Origin of the sequence: Bartonella sp. PS7NMGDW, from assembly GCF_042193585.1 — a bacterium.
GTDB classification, from domain to species: Bacteria; Pseudomonadota; Alphaproteobacteria; order Rhizobiales; family Rhizobiaceae; genus Bartonella; species Bartonella grahamii.
On sequence record NZ_JBHILX010000005.1, the window covers coordinates 107,292 to 123,944 of the forward strand.

Genomic DNA, 16,653 nt, shown 5'->3' on the forward strand with positions numbered 1-16,653 from the left:
TATGGGATAAAAAGATTCATTTAACTATGAATAACGAATCATTTTTCTAAATCAATATCTAATATAGCCATTGAGAAATTATAGGAGAGCTCATCTTCATCTTCATCTCGATAGATAATGCCTAAAAACTCATCTCCCACATAAACCTCACAAGAATCACTCTTTTTAGGCCGTGCTCTGACTTGCAATGCTGAGTTTTGGAATATATTTTTTAAATAATTATCAAGTTTTTTTATTTCATCAGCATTCACTATGCTCTCCTGTTTTTTTGAAACGACTAAAATAATTGCGTGTCGCGCAAATAAGACACTCCCATGATTCTGTAAAGTCAGTAAAAAATCTTAATCTAAGCATTTACTTAATATTACATATATCTACAACGTTCTTTATACATTCATAAAGAAATTTTACAAAAGGTCTATCATTATTAAATATACCCGTATAGATTAAAAAATGGCAAAAAACTGTATATTTTTAATAATTTTACTTTATTTCCAATTTTAGCATCTGCGTTTAGAATGCATATTCGTAAGAAAAATTGATCAATAATTTCTAATTTTTTCCTTTTATAAAAAATAAAAATAACAATATTTTTTTTATTTAAAACTACATTTTTTAGCAAAAAATATTATTACATCATTCAAAAATAATTCTTTTTAATAACTTTTAAAGTATAATTATCTAACCTTAGAAAAATTACATCTCTAAAAAATATACAAAATAAGCTAATAAGAGTTTATTTTTCTTCCCGTTTTTTATAAAACTTATGTCACAACAGAAAAATTTTTAAATAAGCTTTTTTCAATTTATACGAGATAAAAATACTGAGTATTTTTGTAAATGCTAAAAACTATGAAGAATGCTTATCTTATAGGATAACGAGAAAGAAAATCTATAACACCTTTTTTATAAACTTTATCGCCTACAGCAAGCATATGATCTCGACCAGGAATTGATAAAGCTTCACCACAAGGCAATAAAGCTGCTAATGGCTCTGCAGCACCGCCAATTTCATCTAATGAACCAACGGCAACAAGTGCAGGTTGCTTAATTTTGTAAACTTCAGACGCCGTTAACTCCTGTTTTGATGTAATGATACAAGCAGCAAGAGCACGCCTATCGCTTTTCGTTTGATCTGCAAATTTACGGAACATTAAACCGCGCGTATTGGTAATGGTAGAAATATCTTCTGCTAAAAGTGCCTCAGCAACAGGCTCCCAATTTCCCGCTCCCGTTACCATACCAATACCTAAACCACCAAAAATAACACTGTGTACATATGTTGGATGCAAAAGAGCCATGAAAGCACTAATACGAGCCCCCATAGAATATCCCATAACATGGGCTTTAGATATCTCTAAATGCTGTAGTAACTTTATTGCGTCACCAGCCATAGCTTGAGGTGTATAAAAGACAGGATCATAACTTTTAACTGAATCTCCGTGACCGCGATTATCAAGAGCAATAACACGATATCCTGCTTCAGTGAGAATGCGAAACCAACCTGTTGCATACCAATTCACTCGTGCAGAAGATCCAAAACCATGGATCAACAAAACAGGTGCGCCCTGCCCTTCTTCTCGATAAGCAAATCGCAAACCATTATATTCAAAAAAACGAATATCTTCAGCGGTCATTTTTTATTGCACTTCCCACAAAGTACAGGATGAATAACACGTTGCCCTTTTTGTATCTTTTTTTCAGAAACTTCACCAGCGTTGATCTCAAGTGCAAAAGCTGCAGGAACTTCTGATGAAATGGTATTTGTCGAAAATGGAGAAGTGTTTTCAATAATCGATACAATAATTCCCTCAGAGTTTAAGAAAATCATATCTAAAGGTAAAGGCGTATTTGCCATCCACATAAAAATTTTCTGTTCATCTCCCGATTGAGAACTTTTTAGCGGCTTAAAGAGCATTGCACGATCGCGTGGAAAATCAGTCCGATACATTAAACCAGCTGCTGCTTGAGACGGCGTAAAAGCAACCTCTACCTTATAAAAAACCGTACCTTGCTTTGTATGTATTTCTAAAGGAATCGGATGAACAGGAATTTCTATGGGCTTTTTTGCTACAACAACACGCATTTCTAACATAAAAAGCATTACCAGTAAAACAATATACCCCTTTTTAAAAGGCTTTAACATTCTTGTCTCCACCACAGAAAAATTTAAAATTTTGTTTCTAAAATAAAAAGTACCAGAGTTTAAAAGTCAAAAAAATAAGAGGATTGCTTCCTTGTTGTTTTCTATTTTCTTTCAACGTAATATGCGCAACTTTCTCCATTTGGTTTATGGATTCACTAGAGTCATATTCTCTTTAAAAATCTACCCTATAGCAATTTACGGAATAACCACCTTTAAAAACATAGAAAACATACTGTTTTCATTCGTGAAATTCAATGTGTCGCTAAAGGAATGCCTATATCCGGATAAATCTCTGCTGTCATTAAACCTTTTTCTCCTTTACCAAAACGTACAAGAACAACTTGGCCAGAACGAAGCTCTGCTAAACCAAAACGGCGCAACGTTTCCATATGAATAAAAATATCTTCTGTTCCTTGCCCACGACTAAGAAAACCATATCCTTTGTCACGATTAAACCATTTAACAATTGCACGTTCTAGTCCACTTTCTGGAGTAACAACAACATGGGTACGGGCTGGAACTTCTGATGGATGAATTGCTGAAGAACAATCTATGGATTTCACCTGAACGCACTTTAACCCTCTTTCAGTTTTTTCCACAGCACAAATAACTTTAGCTCCCTCCAAAGCTGTTTGAAAACCATCTCTTCGCATTACCGTAACATGCAATAATATATCGGGGAAATGAGGTAAATCAGGTACAATAAATCCATATCCCTTACTACCATCAAACCACTTAATGACACCACTGATTTCGATAATCTCCCCACAAGCACCTATACTATCTTCAGATAGGGGACAATCTTTTAATGCATCCTTACTCGTCATAATAACGTGATCCTGTAGCTTATAAATTGTACGATATTGATTCTCTAGGTTTAAGTAAACATTGCTCTTGTATCAACACGCAAGCCCCAAGATAAGATTTCCCCATATTGTCGTATCTTCTATGTTAATGTCAGAGAATATCAACATGAATATTTATAAAACTATTTGATTGTAAGCTTTACATATCTTACAAGGAGTGCCCTACAAAAGAGGTTATATGAAAGGTTTTTTTACATAATGATATTTTCATAAATGTGTAACTTGCATGATGAAGAAGTTCAATATAAGGTGAAAAAACAACAATTCAATTAAGGAAAATGCGCAATGCAATTGAAAAAAATCCTTACGACAATCACAGCATTCATGGCATTTACAGCAAATGTTTATGCAAGTGAACCTATCAAAATTGGTGTTTATCTTCCATTAAGTGGTCAAAATGCATTTGGAGGTCAGCTTGAAATTAGAGGTATAGAATTAGCCCATAAAAAAATTCCAGAAATTTTAGGACGTAAAGTGGAACTTGTTATTATTGATAATAAGTCTGATAAAGTAGAAGCGGCTAATGCTGTTATGCGTTTAACAGCAAGTGAAAAAGTAAGTGGAATCATTGGTAGCTATGGTTCCTCACTTTCGTTGGCAGGTGGTGAAATATCTGAAAAAGCAAAGACTCCAACCATTGCCACTTCCTCAACGAGTCCTCTTGTTACACAGGGTAAAAAATATTATTTCCGCGCTTGTTTTATTGATTCCTATCAAGGGGTGGGAATCGCGACTTATATAAGTCAAACTTTACACGCAAAAAAAGCAGCTATCCTCAAAGATATTTCAAACGATTATGCCATTGGTCTTGCAAGCTACTTTATGCGTGCTTTCAAAAAATTAGGTGGTGAAGTTGTCTCAAATTTAAACTATAATTCCGGCGATCAGGATTTTTCAGCTGTTCTTACGCAAATTATCGCGCAAAAACCTGACATCTTATTCATTCCATCTTACTTTTCTGAGGGTGCTATCATTATGAAACAAGCGCGAGAATTAGGAGCAAAGTTTCAAATTATGGGTGGAGATGCTATGGATAATCCAGAAACCATTGCGATTGCAGGAAAAGCTTCAGAAGGTTTCTTACATACGACACTTCCCTATAGTGAGGATATGCCAAATATGTCAGTAGCTGCGCAAGAATTCACAGCAGAATGGAAAAAAGAGTATCCTGACCAAGAGCCGAATATCAATTCTGTTTTGGGATATACGAGTTATATGATGTTCATGAAGGCTATTGAAAATGCTGGTAGCGCTGATCGTGAAAAAATTACTATCGCTCTTAGCAAATTAAAAGATTTTCAAACCCCCTTCGGTGATATGTCAATGGATGAAAATCATAACCCTAAGATTCCTATTGGTATCATTAAAATACAGGATGGAAAACGTGTTTATTTAGAAGAGGTTAAACCTGCTTTTTAATTAAAAAGTTTTACTTATTAAAATGCAAGAATTGGTTGAGGATCTTTTTCTCAACCAAAAACTTAGAAATTTCTTGTTATCCTATGTAAATTAACAAATGTGGAAGGATGAGAGATGAGCACTGAAATGTTCATCCAGTATTTTTTTAATGCACTGGCATTGGGATCTCTTTATGGGCTTATCGCTATTGGTTACACCATGGTCTACGGTATACTGAGACTCATTAATTTTGCTCACGGTGATATCTTCATGCTGGGAGCATATTTTGTTTTCTTTTCCACAATTAGCTTTATGCCTGCTTGGGCAGCACTCCTTCTTTTGTTTCTCGCGGCTCTTATTTATTATTCGGTCTTTATAGGGTTTAAAAAGCGCCCTTCAATTTATTGGATTGCTGTTTTTTTAATCCTTGCGTTAGGTTTTGTTTATTATTTTAAAATTTCTCCACAAGCTTTTACCCCGATTTGGGTTTTAGCTCTTTGTTTTTCTATTTTTATTACAAGTGCAGTGGGTATTGTTGTTGATCAACTTGCCTATAAACCTCTACGCCATGCTCCGCGTATCTCGGCACTTATCGGTGCAATTGGTGTTTCTTTTTTTATTGAAAATCTTTCTACTGTACTCTTTAGTGGTGTTCCAAAAGGTGTAAAACAACCAGATTTTCTTGTAACACCATTTTTATGGCATTTAGGATCAGGAGCAGATGGTATCATTAGAATTGCTCCCATGTCTCTGATCGTTCCCGTTGTGTCATTGATTCTTATTGTTTTACTGTTATGGATTATCCATAAAACAAAACCGGGTCTTGCTATGCGTGCAATCTCCCATGATATTGAAACGACGCGTTTGATGGGTGTGTCTGTCAATAAAGTTATTGCATTTACATTTGGAATAGGCTCAGCTCTTGCCGCTATAGCAGGTATTATGTGGTCTTTACGTTATCCTCAAATTCAGCCTTATATGGGCGTTCTTCCTGGTCTCAAAGCATTTATCGCTGCTGTTATCGGAGGTATTGGTTCGATACCAGGAGCAATGTTGGGAGGATTGTTATTAGGATTTATTGAAATTATGATTATCGCATTTTTCCCCGCGCTATCTGGATATCGAGATGCCTTCGCTTTCATTTTATTGATTCTGATTTTATTGATATTGCCCACAGGATTAATGGGTAAAAAAAGTCAGGAGAAGATCTAATGGCAAAGTCAGTGACAACTGTTTTATCTTGTATAAGTGTTTTAGTTCTCATAGGTTTTTTATTTTATGCTGATAGCCATTTTAATGACTATACGCTTCGTGTCATAAATCTGATTGCTATTAATGCGATATTGGCAATTTCGCTTAATTTGATTTACGGTTTCACAGGTATGTTTTCTCTTGGACATGCTGGATTTATGGCTATTGGCGCTTATGTTTGCGCAATTTTACTTCTTTCCCCTGAACAAAAAGAAATGATGTGGATTCTGGAGCCTATCGCTGAACCATTGTATCATCTGCAATTACCTTTTTTTGTCGCTGTTGTTATAAGTGGTATATGTGCTGCAGTTGTAGGTTTATTGATTGCTTTACCAATATTACGTCTTGGTGGTGATTATCTTGGAATTGCAACATTGGGTTTTGCAGAAATTATTCGCATTGTCATTACGAACGCAACATCGCTTACAAATGGCTCTTTAGGTATCAAGGGAATACCTCAAAATGCAACATTATGGTGGAACTATGGTTGGTTAGCATTTACAGTTCTCTTTATTGTCCTTTTACTGCAAAGCAATACTGGTAACGTATTACGTGCCATTCGTGATGATGAAATTGCTGCGAAAACTATGGGAATTAACGCTTTTTTCTACCGTAGTTTTTCTTTTACTGTTGGAGCGTTTTTTGCAGGTATAGGTGGAGCATTAATGGCTGCTCTTATTTCAACCATTGATCCCAAAATGTTTAATTTTCTTCTAACTTTTAATATTTTGATGATTGTAGTTGCTGGTGGTCTCGGTTCAATTACAGGAAGTATTATTGGCAGCATTATTATTACAGTTATGCTTGAATGGCTTCGTATTATTGAAAGTCCATTTGACTTAGGTTTTATACATATTCCAGAAACACCAGGACTTCGCATGGTTGTTTTTTCTCTTTTATTGCTGGTAATTATCTTGTTTTGGAGAAAAGGGTTGATGGGACAACGAGAATTCTCATGGAATGGAATTTATAGCTTTTTGACACGCAAAAAGCTTTCTAATACTGAGGGAAAGCTATGAACGACACCATCCTTTCACTCAATAATATTATAATGCGTTTTGGCGGATTAGTTGCTGTAAATAATATTAATATGGCAATTAAACGAGGAAGTATTACTGGATTAATTGGTCCCAATGGTGCTGGAAAAACAACAGTTTTCAATATGATTTCTGGATTTTATGCTCCTACAAGCGGCATCATTCTTTTTGATGAGCAAAAAATTTCTGGAGCGCCTCCTTATATTATCTGTAGACGCCATATTGCCAGAACATTTCAAAATATTCGTCTTTTCTCAGGGTTAACGGTTTTGCAGAATGTTATGGTAGGAGCGCATGTTCGACAAAAATATCCTTGGTTTTCTTCAGCTCTATTTTTTTCAAAGGCAATGAAAGAAAAGAAGGAAGTTTATAAAAATTCCTTAGAACTCCTTGAGCAGCTACAACTTGATCACCTTGCTGATCAATCGGCAACAGCTTTACCTTATGGTGTGCAACGACGTCTAGAAATTGCACGCGCGTTAGCCACAAAGCCCAAATTGCTTCTTCTTGATGAACCTGTTGCTGGCATGAATCCACAAGAAAGTGAAGATCTTAGAAAATTCATAGCAAAAGTGCAAAAAGACTTTGATCTTACAATTCTTCTTATTGAGCACGATATGAAAGTGGTTATGGGGCTTTGTCAACATATTTTGGTTATGGAATATGGCTGTTGCATTGCCAATGGTACACCAGATGAAATTCGTAATAACCCTAAAGTTATTGAAGCTTATCTTGGCGGAGATGTTTATGGATATTCTTAAAATAAAAAATCTTTACGTTCATTATGGCGCCATTAAAGCTGTCCAAAATCTTTCTATGTCCATAAAGCGGGGAAGTATTGTCACTTTAATTGGAGCCAATGGTGCAGGAAAAAGCAGTATCGTACGTTCTATTACAGGACTTAATCGCTCTGTTTATGGAAAAATTACCTATAATGGCAAATCTATTATTAAAAAATCACCAGAAGAGATTTTGCGATTAGGTATTGCTCTAAGTCCTGAAGGACGCCGTATCATGCCCCATCTCACTGTTTTAGAGAATCTTCATCTAGGCGCTTATATTCGTCACGATAAGCAGGGAATTTCCCGTGATATTGAATGGATATTTGATCTTTTCCCGCGTCTACGTGAAAGAGCAAAACAGTTAGGAGGAACAATGTCAGGTGGTGAACAACAGATGGTTGCTGTGGGCCGTGCACTCATGAGCAATCCTGATATGGTCATATTAGATGAACCATCGTTGGGGTTGGCACCGCTTCTCGTTCGAGAAATTTTTTCAATTATTCGAAAAATTAATGAGATGGGAAAAACTGTTCTTCTTATTGAACAAAATGCATTTGCTGCGCTTTCTATAGCTGACTATGCTTATATTTTAGAGGTAGGACATATTTTATTTCACGGTGAAGGTAAAACTATGCTCTCCGATTCACGTGTTAAAGAAGCCTATCTTGGTGGATAAAGACTACGAATTGAGGAAATATAGCTCATCCCTCCACCTTTTAAAAAAGCATTTCTCATCCTCAATGAGAAATGCTCCTTTGTGAAGTTCGATTATTACATCCACCATTTTTCTGCACTGAATATCCCTGCTTCTTTTTCAATAATGTGTGCTATCTGAAAAATGACTTCTTCAGCAAAAGGTTTACCAATCAATTGCAATCCTAGAGGCAAACCATTTGATGACAGACCTGCAGGAACAGAGATTCCTGGTAAACCAGCCATATTAACTGGTACCGTAAAAATATCATTAAGATACATTGCTACAGCATCATTTTTTATTTTTTCATCAGCTATACCAAAGGCAGGTGTTAGTGTTGCTGGTGTCAGAATAGCATCAATGCCTGAAGCAAAACATTGATCAAAATCTCGTTTTACGAGTGTTCTTACTTTTTGAGCTCTTAGATAACAGGCATCATAATAACCAGATGAAAGAACATAAGTCCCAACCAAAATACGTCGCTTGACTTCATCACCAAAACCAACAGAGCGCGTGTTTTCATACATCTCAATGATGTCTTTTCCAGGCACGCGTAGACCAAAACGCACACCATCATAACGTGCTAAATTAGAAGAGGCTTCTGCAGGAGCTATAATATAATAAGAAGGTAGAGCATATTTTGTATGGGGCAAAGAAATGTTCTTAATCTCAGTTCCTGCTTCCTTTAACCAACTTATGCCTTTTTGCCAAAGCTCAATAATTTCTGGAGACATTCCATCCATATGATATTCTTTTGGAATACCAATTTTCATTCCTTTAATTGATTGACCAAGATAACTTTCATAATCAGGAACTGGTAATTTCACGGAAGTAGAATCTTTTTCATCAAAAGAGGCCATTGATCTTAGTAAGATAGCACAATCACGAACATCTCTGGCAACAGGTCCAGCTTGATCAAGAGATGAAGCAAATGCAACAACACCCCACCGTGAACAACGTCCATAAGTTGGCTTTATTCCTACAGTTCCAGTAAAAGCTGCTGGTTGACGTATTGAGCCACCTGTATCGGTTGCAGTTGCACCAGCGCAAATTTGTGCAGCAACAGCAGCAGCAGATCCTCCTGAAGAACCACCGGGTACGAGTTTTTCATTCGAGCCTTTTTTTCTCCAGGGATTAATAACGGGACCATAATATGATGTTTCGTTGGATGAGCCCATAGCAAACTCATCCATATTAAGTTTTCCTAACATTACAGCACCGTCTTGCCATAAATTAGCCGTGACAGTTGATTCATAATGCGGTTTAAAACCATCAAGGATATGTGAACAGGCTTGAGTATGAACACCATAGGTTGCAAAAAGATCTTTAATCCCCAAAGGAATTCCTTCTAAAAGCCCTCCCTGCCCTCTCGCTAAGCGACTATCTGATTCAGCAGCCATTTTCATTGCCTGTTCTGCTGTTATTGTTACATAAGCATTCAAAATTGGATTAGCTGATTCTATTGCTTGTAAATAAGCTTCCGTTAATTCTGTTGCTTTGAGATTTTTCTTTGTTAGAGAATCACGAGCTTGCGCAATTGTGAGGGTTGTTAAATCAGTCATATTGGTTCTCAAATTTCAAAAATATAAAAAGTTACTCAACAATTTTTGAGACAAGAAAAAAATTTTCTTCTGTAACAGGGGCATTGGCTACAATATCTGCTGCTTTATCGCCATCTGTAACACTATCTTCACGCATTCGTAGAGTCATCGGCATCACAGATGTTAATGGCTCAACTCCACTGACATCAACTTCATTCAATTGCTCTACAAAACCTAAAATAGCATTGAATTTTTTTGTCACAGGTTCTATCTCATCATCGTGGATAGCAATCCGCGCTAAATGTGCGACCCGCTTGACGGTCTCTTGATCAACAGACATACTACTTACGCCTTTCTGTTTTTATTAATCTTTATTCTGGCTATACAAGGCTGAGCTTGCAAGCGCAAGAATATTAGATAACATGAATGAAGAAATAACTATTAGATATGAAACATTAAAAAACGCATTATACCCTTATGACCGTTATTAATATAAACGAAGTTATGACACATCTTTTGCCTGGACAAACAATAGCAGGCTTAGATTTAGGGACAAAAACTATCGGAATTGCGATTTCTGATATGGGGCTGACTGTCTCAAATCCGCGTCCTGTACTACAACGAAAAAAATTTACAGAAGATGCTTACACACTTATTAAAACTTTTGACCGTGAAAATGTAGGCGTTATTATCATTGGCTTACCCCTTAACATGAATGGAAGCAGCGGTTCTCGTGTTCAAGCAACCAGAGCTTTCGTGAGCAATATGAAAGCTTATACAAAAATTCCATTTGTTTTTTGGGACGAACGTTTGTCAACAATTGCAGCAGAACGTTCTCTTCTAGAAATGAATGTATCGCGCGCTAAAAGAGCAAACCGAATTGATTCGGCAGCCGCTGCTTTTATATTGCAAGGTGCTCTTAATAGAATTCAAAACTTTCATCATATGGAAGGATAGAGGACATTGAGCAAATGCCCTGCATTATATCGTGCAATGAGCATCCCGTAGGAAGATCTCCACTGTCCCCCAAGACGGCTTTCCATATAAGCATTTGCAACATGTTCTATGTCTGTAGAACGTAATGCTGCAGCTGCAGCTGCATAGGCTACCTGTTCGACAAAAAACCTTCCTGCACCTTCATTTGCTGATGCCATATCACCTGCTGACTTAATAATTTCAATTGCTCGTGGTCCCGCTGGTCCAATATCAAGAGCAATTTTTTCTAACAATTTCTGAAACAGTCCTGGTGCTTTTTCAGCAATAAGAATGGCATCCTTTACCAATTGATTAGCAGAACTATTTCTCACAATTCGTGCAGGCCCATTATGCAACATTTGTGATAATGGGTTATTCTCTATAAAACTTTCAATACCAAGTTGTGCAATAATTTCGCCAATAATAGGCACAACCAATTGACTTACGTGATAAGCAATAATAGGTGTCATAATGCGGGCAAAAGCTGCTTCAGAACGGTCATTTGCTGCATTGTCAAATGCTCTCGCTAAACGCAAAACCAATGCCTGTGAAGCAGCTATATCTAATGCAATATCTGCAAAAATACGTTCTGTCAGTGGTGGTAAAGGTTGATTGGGCATTTTTTTCCGGAAAAAATCTATGCCAAATTGAAGAGCCGCTCGCAAAACACCTGCCGATATGACCGATTGATCGAAACGCATCATCGTCTCGATATCTTTAATAACTTTAAGCCCTTCTCCAGCATTTCCCAAAAGCCAACCATAACTGCCTTGGAAATCAACAACGCCCTCTGGTGTTAAAAGTTCTCCAGAACGCTGAATTAAATGACGAATCGATATAAATCCATTTAATGCGCCATTTTCTTGTATGCGTGGAATAAAAAAACAACTTAAATGGCCATTTAAATCTGCACTAACAAGATATCCATCAGCGGTAGGATTAATAACATTGGTTTTTACAACATTTAAACGATATAGATCACGTTCCATACTTTCATCGAAAGAAATCTTCTTAACACTTGGAAAATTAAAAGCGTATTTTTCAATATCATCAAATGCACAAGTTAGAGAAGCAGCCTTTTTATGATGAATAGGCTTTGATGAGGAATCATATTGGCGTGATAAAAGTACATTTTGCCATTTTTTGAAGAGCTCTATATCACTAATTAAAACAGCAATAGCTGCACTCGTTATGATAACTTCATTCAAATGCCCTGTTTCTAAACCGGCAGATAAAGCTAAACGAATCGCACGCGCTTGATAGCGTACTCCATTTTCTGAGCTCGTATTTTCCCAAAGCGAGGTAACCAAACCTGCTTGTCTAGAATATTGCTGAAGAGCTTGATAGGAAGAATGGATCTCTAATTTTTCCGTTGGTTGCCCCCATTCATCGTTATAACACAATAAAGGCTTATAATGATTCGCCAAGCAAGAGAGTTTCCATGCTTCTCGACTCGCTGCAAAATCTCCTATTTCTTCAAAGCTTGCTAACAAAAACTTAGGCAAAGTAGAGGCAATACGAAACATAAGCGTATCGCTAAGAAATGTATTTTTTCGACGATTATTTTGCGCAGATACAGCACTCATAGGTATATTCCTACATTCAAACCATTCATATCATAGACTATTTGTCTTTTTAGAGTTAAGAAACATTTATCATATTCAAACAAATGCTTGTTTAACCTGTTTAGAGAGAGATAAAGAAGAATGCTATGATTCAAGATAATTTTTTTCCACTTTTCCCTCATCAACATCTTTTAGCTATTAAAGATCTAAGTGTACAAGATCTTAATACATTGCTTGATCGTGCAGAAGCAAATGTTATCCTTTCTAACAAAATTGATAAAATAAAATCTACTTTGCATGGACGGACTCAAATTAATCTCTTTTTTGAAGCCTCTACGCGAACACAATCTTCTTTTGAATTAGCGGGTAAAAGGCTAGGTGCACACGTGATGAGTCTTGCGATCGGCAACTCATCTGTAAAAAAAGGAGAAACATTACTTGATACAGCTACAACTCTCAATGCGATGAAGCCGGATATACTGGTTTTTCGCCATAACAGTGCAGGAGCGGCAGCTTTATTAGCGCAAAAAGTTGATTGTTGTGTCATTAATGCAGGTGATGGTGCTCATGAACATCCAACACAGGCTTTATTAGACGCTCTAACCATTAAAAGAGCAAAAGGTCGTATTGAAGGATTAACTGTTGCGATTTGTGGAGATATCTTACACTCACGTGTTGCCCGTTCCAATATCCTGAGTCTCAATGCTTTGGGTGCTCGTGTTCGTGTTGTTGCTCCCTCAACACTCTTGCCCGCAGAAATCGCTCATATGAGTGTTGAGGTTTTTAACACGATGAAAGAAGGTCTTAAAAATGCTGACGTTATCATGATGTTGCGCTTACAGCATGAACGGATGACAGGTTCTTTTATTCCCTCTACGCATGAATATTTCCATTATTTTGGCTTACATAAAGAAAATTTAGCCTATGCCAAAAATGATTCCATTATTCTGCATCCTGGACCAATAAACCGTGGTGTAGAGATTGCATCTGACATAGCAGATGGACCACAAAGTATGATTCATACACAAGTAGAAATGGGAATTGCAGTGCGTATGGCGGTCATGGAGGCTTTATTAGATTCACGCGCAAAGATCAGTGGAGAAAAAAAATGATAAAACCAATTGTTTTTCAAAATGCTCGTATTATTGATCCTTCGCGCGCAATCGATGAAATTGGTACAGTTATTGTTGAAAATGGACGGATTATAGCTGCTGGAAAAGAAGCTCTGAATCAGGGTTTCCCAGAAGAAGCAGAAATTGTTAACGCACAAAACAAAGCAATTCTCCCTGGCCTTGTTGATGCGCGCGTTTTTGTTGGAGAATTAGGAAATGAACACTGTGAAACAATCGCATCAACAAGTCAATCCGCCGCCGCAGGTGGTATTACTTCTTTCCTCATGATGCCAGATACGCGTCCAATCATTGATAATGTGGCACTTGTTGAATTTATTAGGCATACAGTACAAGAAAAGTCATCGGTCAATATTTATCCCGTTGCTGCGATCACACAAGGTTTCAACGGACAGCAAATAGCGGAATTCGGCTTACTAAAAGCTGCAGGAGCTGTTGCCTTTTGTGAAGGAAAAAAAACGCTTCAAAGTTCATCTGTTATGCGACGTGCAATGACTTATGCGCGTGATTTTGATGTTCCATTGATGCATGAAACGCAAGATAAAGATCTTACAGGACAAGGTGTGATGAATGAAGGACTGCTCGCCAGTTGGCTTGGTCTTTCTGGCATCCCCCGCGAAGCAGAAGTTATCCCACTTGAAAGGGATCTGCGATTAGCAGTATTAACGCAAACACGCTATCATGCCGCTCAAATATCAACAGCACTCTCTGCTGATGCACTTCGTTTAGGTAAAAAACGCAGTGAGAAAATTTCAGCGGGTATATCTATTAATCATTTATCTTTCAATGAAAATGACATTGGTGAATATCGCACCTCTTTTCGCTTAATGCCCCCATTGCGTACAGAAGAAGACCGTATAGCAATGATTGAAGCAATAAAGGATGGGACTATAGATGTTATTGTCTCTTCTCATGATCCTCAGAGTAACGATACAAAACATTTACCATTTAATGACGCGGCGGTTGGCGCTATTGGTATGGAGACTTTATTGAGTGCAGCCTTACGCCTTTACCATGATGAGAGCCTATCTCTTTTACGGATAACTGAACTTTTGTCAACGGCGCCTGCAAAGCTCTTTGGACTCAATGCAGGAACACTGAAGAAAGGTGCTCATGCAGACCTTATTGTGGTTGATCTTGAAGAACCATGGGTTGTTTCGAAAGAGAATCTCTATTCACGTTCAAAAAATACCCCTTTTGAGAATGCACGTTTTCAAGGACGCGTGCTCCAGACCTTTGTGAAAGGGAAAACCGTTTTTAAACTTGATCAACAAACTTAATGAGATTCTTAATGAATGAAGCAGAAATATTTTTTCAGTCCACTCCATGGTTTATTTTCCTCATATCTTATCTCATTGGCTCGATTCCATTTGGTCTTCTTTTAACGAGATTAGCCAAACTTGGCGATGTGAGAACAATTGGTTCCGGCAATATTGGAGCTACAAATGTTTTACGAACAGGAAATAAAAAACTTGCTGCTCTAACACTTCTTTGTGATATGTTGAAAGGAACTATCGTTGTTTTCGTTATAAAGTTTTTTAGTGATCCGCTAGACAATAGTATCCTTGTTTCTCTAGCAGGTTTTTTTGTTTTCTTAGGACATCTTTTCCCCATATGGCTTAAATTTAAAGGTGGCAAAGGTGTTGCTACCTATCTAGGGGTCTGCTTAGGAATCTATTGGCCTGCAGCAATTATTTTTATTATTGTATGGATAACGATTTTTCTCCTCACACGCTATTCTTCATTATCCGCACTCATTTCTGTTGTTATAACTGCGATATTTGTTTTTTACTTTTCCGATCCTTATTTCTATTTTATGCTGATTGTGATGAGCATATTTGTGTATATAAAGCATTACGCAAATATCGGTAGATTATTAATTGGGGAAGAAAGTAAGATTGGGACTCAAAACGGGGATAAATAAAGGAATCCTGCTCACTGATCGTCAACGTCTAAATTGGTTACGGTTGTTGCGCAGTGAAAATATTGGAGCTGTTAGTTTTCGCAATCTCATTGATCATTATAAAACAGCAGAATCTGCTCTGGCAGCGTTGCCAGAGCTTAGCAGAAAAGGTGGTGGTTCTGTATCTATTAAAATAGCAAGCTTAGAAGATGCAGAAAAAGAAATACAAAAAGCTAAAAGATTAGGTGTTCGGTTTATCGGTATGGGAGAACCAGATTATCCAGCTTTTCTTAAGGTTACAGAAGCCCCTCCGCCGCTTATTGCTATTAAAGGTAATGTTTCAATTTTTCAAAAAACTTCTATTGGAATTATAGGTTCTCGAAATGCTTCAGCTGCGGGAAAAAAGCTTACGGCTCAATTTGCGCGTTTTCTCGGAGAAGCAGACTTTATAACAATTTCTGGGCTCGCTCGTGGAATTGATAGCGTTGCGCATCAAGCAAGTTTAAAAACAGGAACTGTTGCAGTCATGGCTGGGGGAATTGATCATATCTATCCTCCTGAAAATAAAAAGTTGCATGAAGATATTATCGCCAACGGTGGAGCCATCATCAGCGAAATGCCCATTTCTTGGAAGCCGCGTGCTATCGATTTTCCAAGAAGAAACCGTATTATTGCAGCTCTATCACTTGGTCTCTTGGTTGTAGAGGCAGCCCTGCGCTCAGGGTCCTTAATTACCGCACGTCAAGCAGCTGAAATGGGACGGTTAATTTTTGCCATTCCCGGTTCACCACTTGATCCAAGATCTGTTGGTACAAACAATCTTATCAAGGACGGTGCTCTACTCACCACACATCCTTCTGACATCATAGAAACACTTACGCCATTAATTTCACCGCTTCCAAATTCGCAACTCAATTTTTTTGAGGAACCATCCTCTTTACAACTTGAAAAGGAGAATTTCAATTTAGCAGATGAAAAAAACAGCAGCCCCTCTTTAGCAGGTGATGATGCAGCACGTGCAGCAGTTCTCTCTGCTCTTTCAACAACGCCAATCGATTTAGACACACTCAGTACCCACACAGGTGTTCCACTTCCAACTCTCTACCTCTTGTTGGTAGAACTCGACCTTGCTGGAAAGCTTATTCGACACTCTGGTGGTTGTGTGTCATTGTCGAATCTTGATCTTCCCCAAGAGCCTCAGCACTATTAATAATGCTTTGCCCTTCTTTGGCAACCATATCCAAAAGCAATGCTAAAAGCGGACTATGCGCCTGACGCGCCATCTGATTCATTTGCTTAGACATGTCTGTAATATATTGGATAACTTTTAAATGATTTATAAACATAATCCTCTATCCTTGAGCA

18 protein-coding genes are annotated in these 16,653 nt (G+C 37.5%); 10 read left to right on the forward strand and 8 right to left on the reverse strand.

What is annotated here, in order from left to right; genetic code table 11:
* Positions 1-38: 38 nt before the first annotated feature.
* The 4 genes from ACFIKJ_RS04265 to ACFIKJ_RS04280 form a co-directional block, all read right to left on the reverse strand.
* Positions 39-251: a DUF3126 family protein gene (locus ACFIKJ_RS04265; protein ID WP_375628388.1), complete on the reverse strand. Its 213-nt coding sequence runs from the start codon at positions 249-251 to the stop codon at positions 39-41.
* A 612-nt stretch (positions 252-863) separates the two neighbouring features.
* Complete coding sequence (locus tag ACFIKJ_RS04270; protein WP_375627342.1) at positions 864-1,637, reverse strand: alpha/beta fold hydrolase; 774 nt, start codon at positions 1,635-1,637, stop codon at positions 864-866.
* Positions 1,634-2,146, reverse strand: coding sequence for a DUF192 domain-containing protein (locus ACFIKJ_RS04275; protein ID WP_375651979.1), 513 nt, complete (start codon positions 2,144-2,146; stop codon positions 1,634-1,636). Before ACFIKJ_RS04275 ends, ACFIKJ_RS04270 begins: the two co-directional genes overlap by 4 nt.
* A gap of 251 nt (positions 2,147-2,397) precedes the next feature.
* The gene (locus ACFIKJ_RS04280; protein ID WP_015856414.1) at positions 2,398-2,973 is read right to left on the reverse strand and encodes a cold-shock protein; all 576 of its coding nucleotides are present in this window, start codon (positions 2,971-2,973) and stop codon (positions 2,398-2,400) included.
* Between the two features lie 324 nt (positions 2,974-3,297).
* Between ACFIKJ_RS04280 and ACFIKJ_RS04285 the strand changes: the two genes are divergently transcribed.
* From ACFIKJ_RS04285 to ACFIKJ_RS04305, 5 genes are all read left to right on the forward strand, one after another.
* Positions 3,298-4,431, forward strand: coding sequence for an ABC transporter substrate-binding protein (locus ACFIKJ_RS04285; RefSeq protein ID WP_375627340.1), 1,134 nt, complete (start codon positions 3,298-3,300; stop codon positions 4,429-4,431).
* A 114-nt stretch (positions 4,432-4,545) separates the two neighbouring features.
* Positions 4,546-5,622, forward strand: a complete 1,077-nt coding sequence (locus tag ACFIKJ_RS04290) for a branched-chain amino acid ABC transporter permease (protein ID WP_375625769.1) — start codon at positions 4,546-4,548, stop codon at positions 5,620-5,622.
* Positions 5,622-6,680: a branched-chain amino acid ABC transporter permease gene (locus tag ACFIKJ_RS04295; protein WP_375625767.1), complete on the forward strand. Its 1,059-nt coding sequence runs from the start codon at positions 5,622-5,624 to the stop codon at positions 6,678-6,680. Before ACFIKJ_RS04290 ends, ACFIKJ_RS04295 begins: the two co-directional genes overlap by 1 nt.
* On the forward strand, positions 6,677-7,459 hold the full coding sequence (locus ACFIKJ_RS04300) for an ABC transporter ATP-binding protein (RefSeq protein ID WP_375627339.1): 783 nt from the start codon (positions 6,677-6,679) through the stop codon (positions 7,457-7,459). Before ACFIKJ_RS04295 ends, ACFIKJ_RS04300 begins: the two co-directional genes overlap by 4 nt.
* Entirely contained in the window at positions 7,446-8,156 is a 711-nt protein-coding gene (locus tag ACFIKJ_RS04305) for an ABC transporter ATP-binding protein (protein WP_375625763.1), read from the forward strand. The genes ACFIKJ_RS04300 and ACFIKJ_RS04305 overlap by 14 nt, the downstream gene beginning before the upstream one ends.
* Positions 8,157-8,251: 95 nt before the next feature.
* Here ACFIKJ_RS04305 and gatA read toward each other — a convergent pair whose 3' ends face one another.
* A complete protein-coding gene (gene gatA, locus ACFIKJ_RS04310) occupies positions 8,252-9,736 on the reverse strand; it encodes an Asp-tRNA(Asn)/Glu-tRNA(Gln) amidotransferase subunit GatA (protein WP_375627338.1) in 1,485 nt (494 codons plus the stop codon).
* Positions 9,737-9,767: 31 nt separating this feature from the next.
* Positions 9,768-10,055 carry an Asp-tRNA(Asn)/Glu-tRNA(Gln) amidotransferase subunit GatC gene (gene gatC, locus ACFIKJ_RS04315; RefSeq protein WP_015856421.1) on the reverse strand — a complete coding sequence of 96 codons (288 nt, stop codon included), beginning with the start codon at positions 10,053-10,055 and terminating at the stop codon, positions 9,768-9,770.
* Positions 10,056-10,192: 137 nt separating this feature from the next.
* Here gatC and ruvX point away from each other — a divergent pair, with 137 nt between their 5' ends.
* Positions 10,193-10,672, forward strand: coding sequence for a Holliday junction resolvase RuvX (gene ruvX, locus ACFIKJ_RS04320; protein ID WP_375627337.1), 480 nt, complete (start codon positions 10,193-10,195; stop codon positions 10,670-10,672).
* On the opposite strand, the gene ACFIKJ_RS04325 is transcribed toward ruvX, so the two are convergent.
* Positions 10,657-12,276 (reverse strand): acyl-CoA dehydrogenase family protein, encoded by a 1,620-nt coding sequence (locus ACFIKJ_RS04325; protein WP_273787944.1) that lies wholly within the window; start codon positions 12,274-12,276, stop codon positions 10,657-10,659. The genes ruvX and ACFIKJ_RS04325 overlap by 16 nt on opposite strands.
* A gap of 125 nt (positions 12,277-12,401) precedes the next feature.
* Between ACFIKJ_RS04325 and ACFIKJ_RS04330 the strand changes: the two genes are divergently transcribed.
* From ACFIKJ_RS04330 to dprA, 4 genes are read left to right on the forward strand one after another with little or no spacing between them, the layout of a single operon-like run.
* Positions 12,402-13,367, forward strand: coding sequence for an aspartate carbamoyltransferase catalytic subunit (locus ACFIKJ_RS04330; protein ID WP_273787943.1), 966 nt, complete (start codon positions 12,402-12,404; stop codon positions 13,365-13,367).
* On the forward strand, positions 13,364-14,665 hold the full coding sequence (locus ACFIKJ_RS04335) for a dihydroorotase (protein WP_375627335.1): 1,302 nt from the start codon (positions 13,364-13,366) through the stop codon (positions 14,663-14,665). Before ACFIKJ_RS04330 ends, ACFIKJ_RS04335 begins: the two co-directional genes overlap by 4 nt.
* 11 nt (positions 14,666-14,676) lie before the next feature.
* A complete protein-coding gene (plsY, locus tag ACFIKJ_RS04340; RefSeq protein WP_375627334.1) occupies positions 14,677-15,309 on the forward strand; it encodes a glycerol-3-phosphate 1-O-acyltransferase PlsY in 633 nt (210 codons plus the stop codon).
* The gene (dprA, locus tag ACFIKJ_RS04345) at positions 15,284-16,498 is read left to right on the forward strand and encodes a DNA-processing protein DprA (protein ID WP_375627333.1); all 1,215 of its coding nucleotides are present in this window, start codon (positions 15,284-15,286) and stop codon (positions 16,496-16,498) included. Before plsY ends, dprA begins: the two co-directional genes overlap by 26 nt.
* Here the strand turns inward: dprA and ACFIKJ_RS04350 are convergent.
* Positions 16,428-16,634 carry a hypothetical protein gene (locus tag ACFIKJ_RS04350; RefSeq protein WP_005773510.1) on the reverse strand — a complete coding sequence of 69 codons (207 nt, stop codon included), beginning with the start codon at positions 16,632-16,634 and terminating at the stop codon, positions 16,428-16,430. The two genes, dprA and ACFIKJ_RS04350, sit on opposite strands and share 71 nt — an antisense overlap.
* Positions 16,635-16,653 lie beyond the last annotated feature (19 nt).

Coding starts and splice junctions, on each gene's coding strand:
- ACFIKJ_RS04270 (WP_375627342.1), bottom strand. CDS start 1,637: ATGACCGCTGAAGATATTCGTTTTTTTGAATATAATGGTTTGCGATTT.
- ACFIKJ_RS04275 (WP_375651979.1), bottom strand. CDS start 2,146: ATGTTAAAGCCTTTTAAAAAGGGGTATATTGTTTTACTGGTAATGCTT.
- ACFIKJ_RS04280 (WP_015856414.1), bottom strand. CDS start 2,973: ATGACGAGTAAGGATGCATTAAAAGATTGTCCCCTATCTGAAGATAGT.
- ACFIKJ_RS04285 (WP_375627340.1), top strand. CDS start 3,298: ATGCAATTGAAAAAAATCCTTACGACAATCACAGCATTCATGGCATTT.
- ACFIKJ_RS04290 (WP_375625769.1), top strand. CDS start 4,546: ATGAGCACTGAAATGTTCATCCAGTATTTTTTTAATGCACTGGCATTG.
- ACFIKJ_RS04295 (WP_375625767.1), top strand. CDS start 5,622: ATGGCAAAGTCAGTGACAACTGTTTTATCTTGTATAAGTGTTTTAGTT.
- ACFIKJ_RS04300 (WP_375627339.1), top strand. CDS start 6,677: ATGAACGACACCATCCTTTCACTCAATAATATTATAATGCGTTTTGGC.
- ACFIKJ_RS04305 (WP_375625763.1), top strand. CDS start 7,446: ATGGATATTCTTAAAATAAAAAATCTTTACGTTCATTATGGCGCCATT.
- gatA (WP_375627338.1), bottom strand. CDS start 9,736: ATGACTGATTTAACAACCCTCACAATTGCGCAAGCTCGTGATTCTCTA.
- gatC (WP_015856421.1), bottom strand. CDS start 10,055: ATGTCTGTTGATCAAGAGACCGTCAAGCGGGTCGCACATTTAGCGCGG.
- ruvX (WP_375627337.1), top strand. CDS start 10,193: ATGACCGTTATTAATATAAACGAAGTTATGACACATCTTTTGCCTGGA.
- ACFIKJ_RS04325 (WP_273787944.1), bottom strand. CDS start 12,276: ATGAGTGCTGTATCTGCGCAAAATAATCGTCGAAAAAATACATTTCTT.
- ACFIKJ_RS04330 (WP_273787943.1), top strand. CDS start 12,402: ATGATTCAAGATAATTTTTTTCCACTTTTCCCTCATCAACATCTTTTA.
- ACFIKJ_RS04335 (WP_375627335.1), top strand. CDS start 13,364: ATGATAAAACCAATTGTTTTTCAAAATGCTCGTATTATTGATCCTTCG.
- plsY (WP_375627334.1), top strand. CDS start 14,677: ATGAATGAAGCAGAAATATTTTTTCAGTCCACTCCATGGTTTATTTTC.
- ACFIKJ_RS04350 (WP_005773510.1), bottom strand. CDS start 16,634: ATGTTTATAAATCATTTAAAAGTTATCCAATATATTACAGACATGTCT.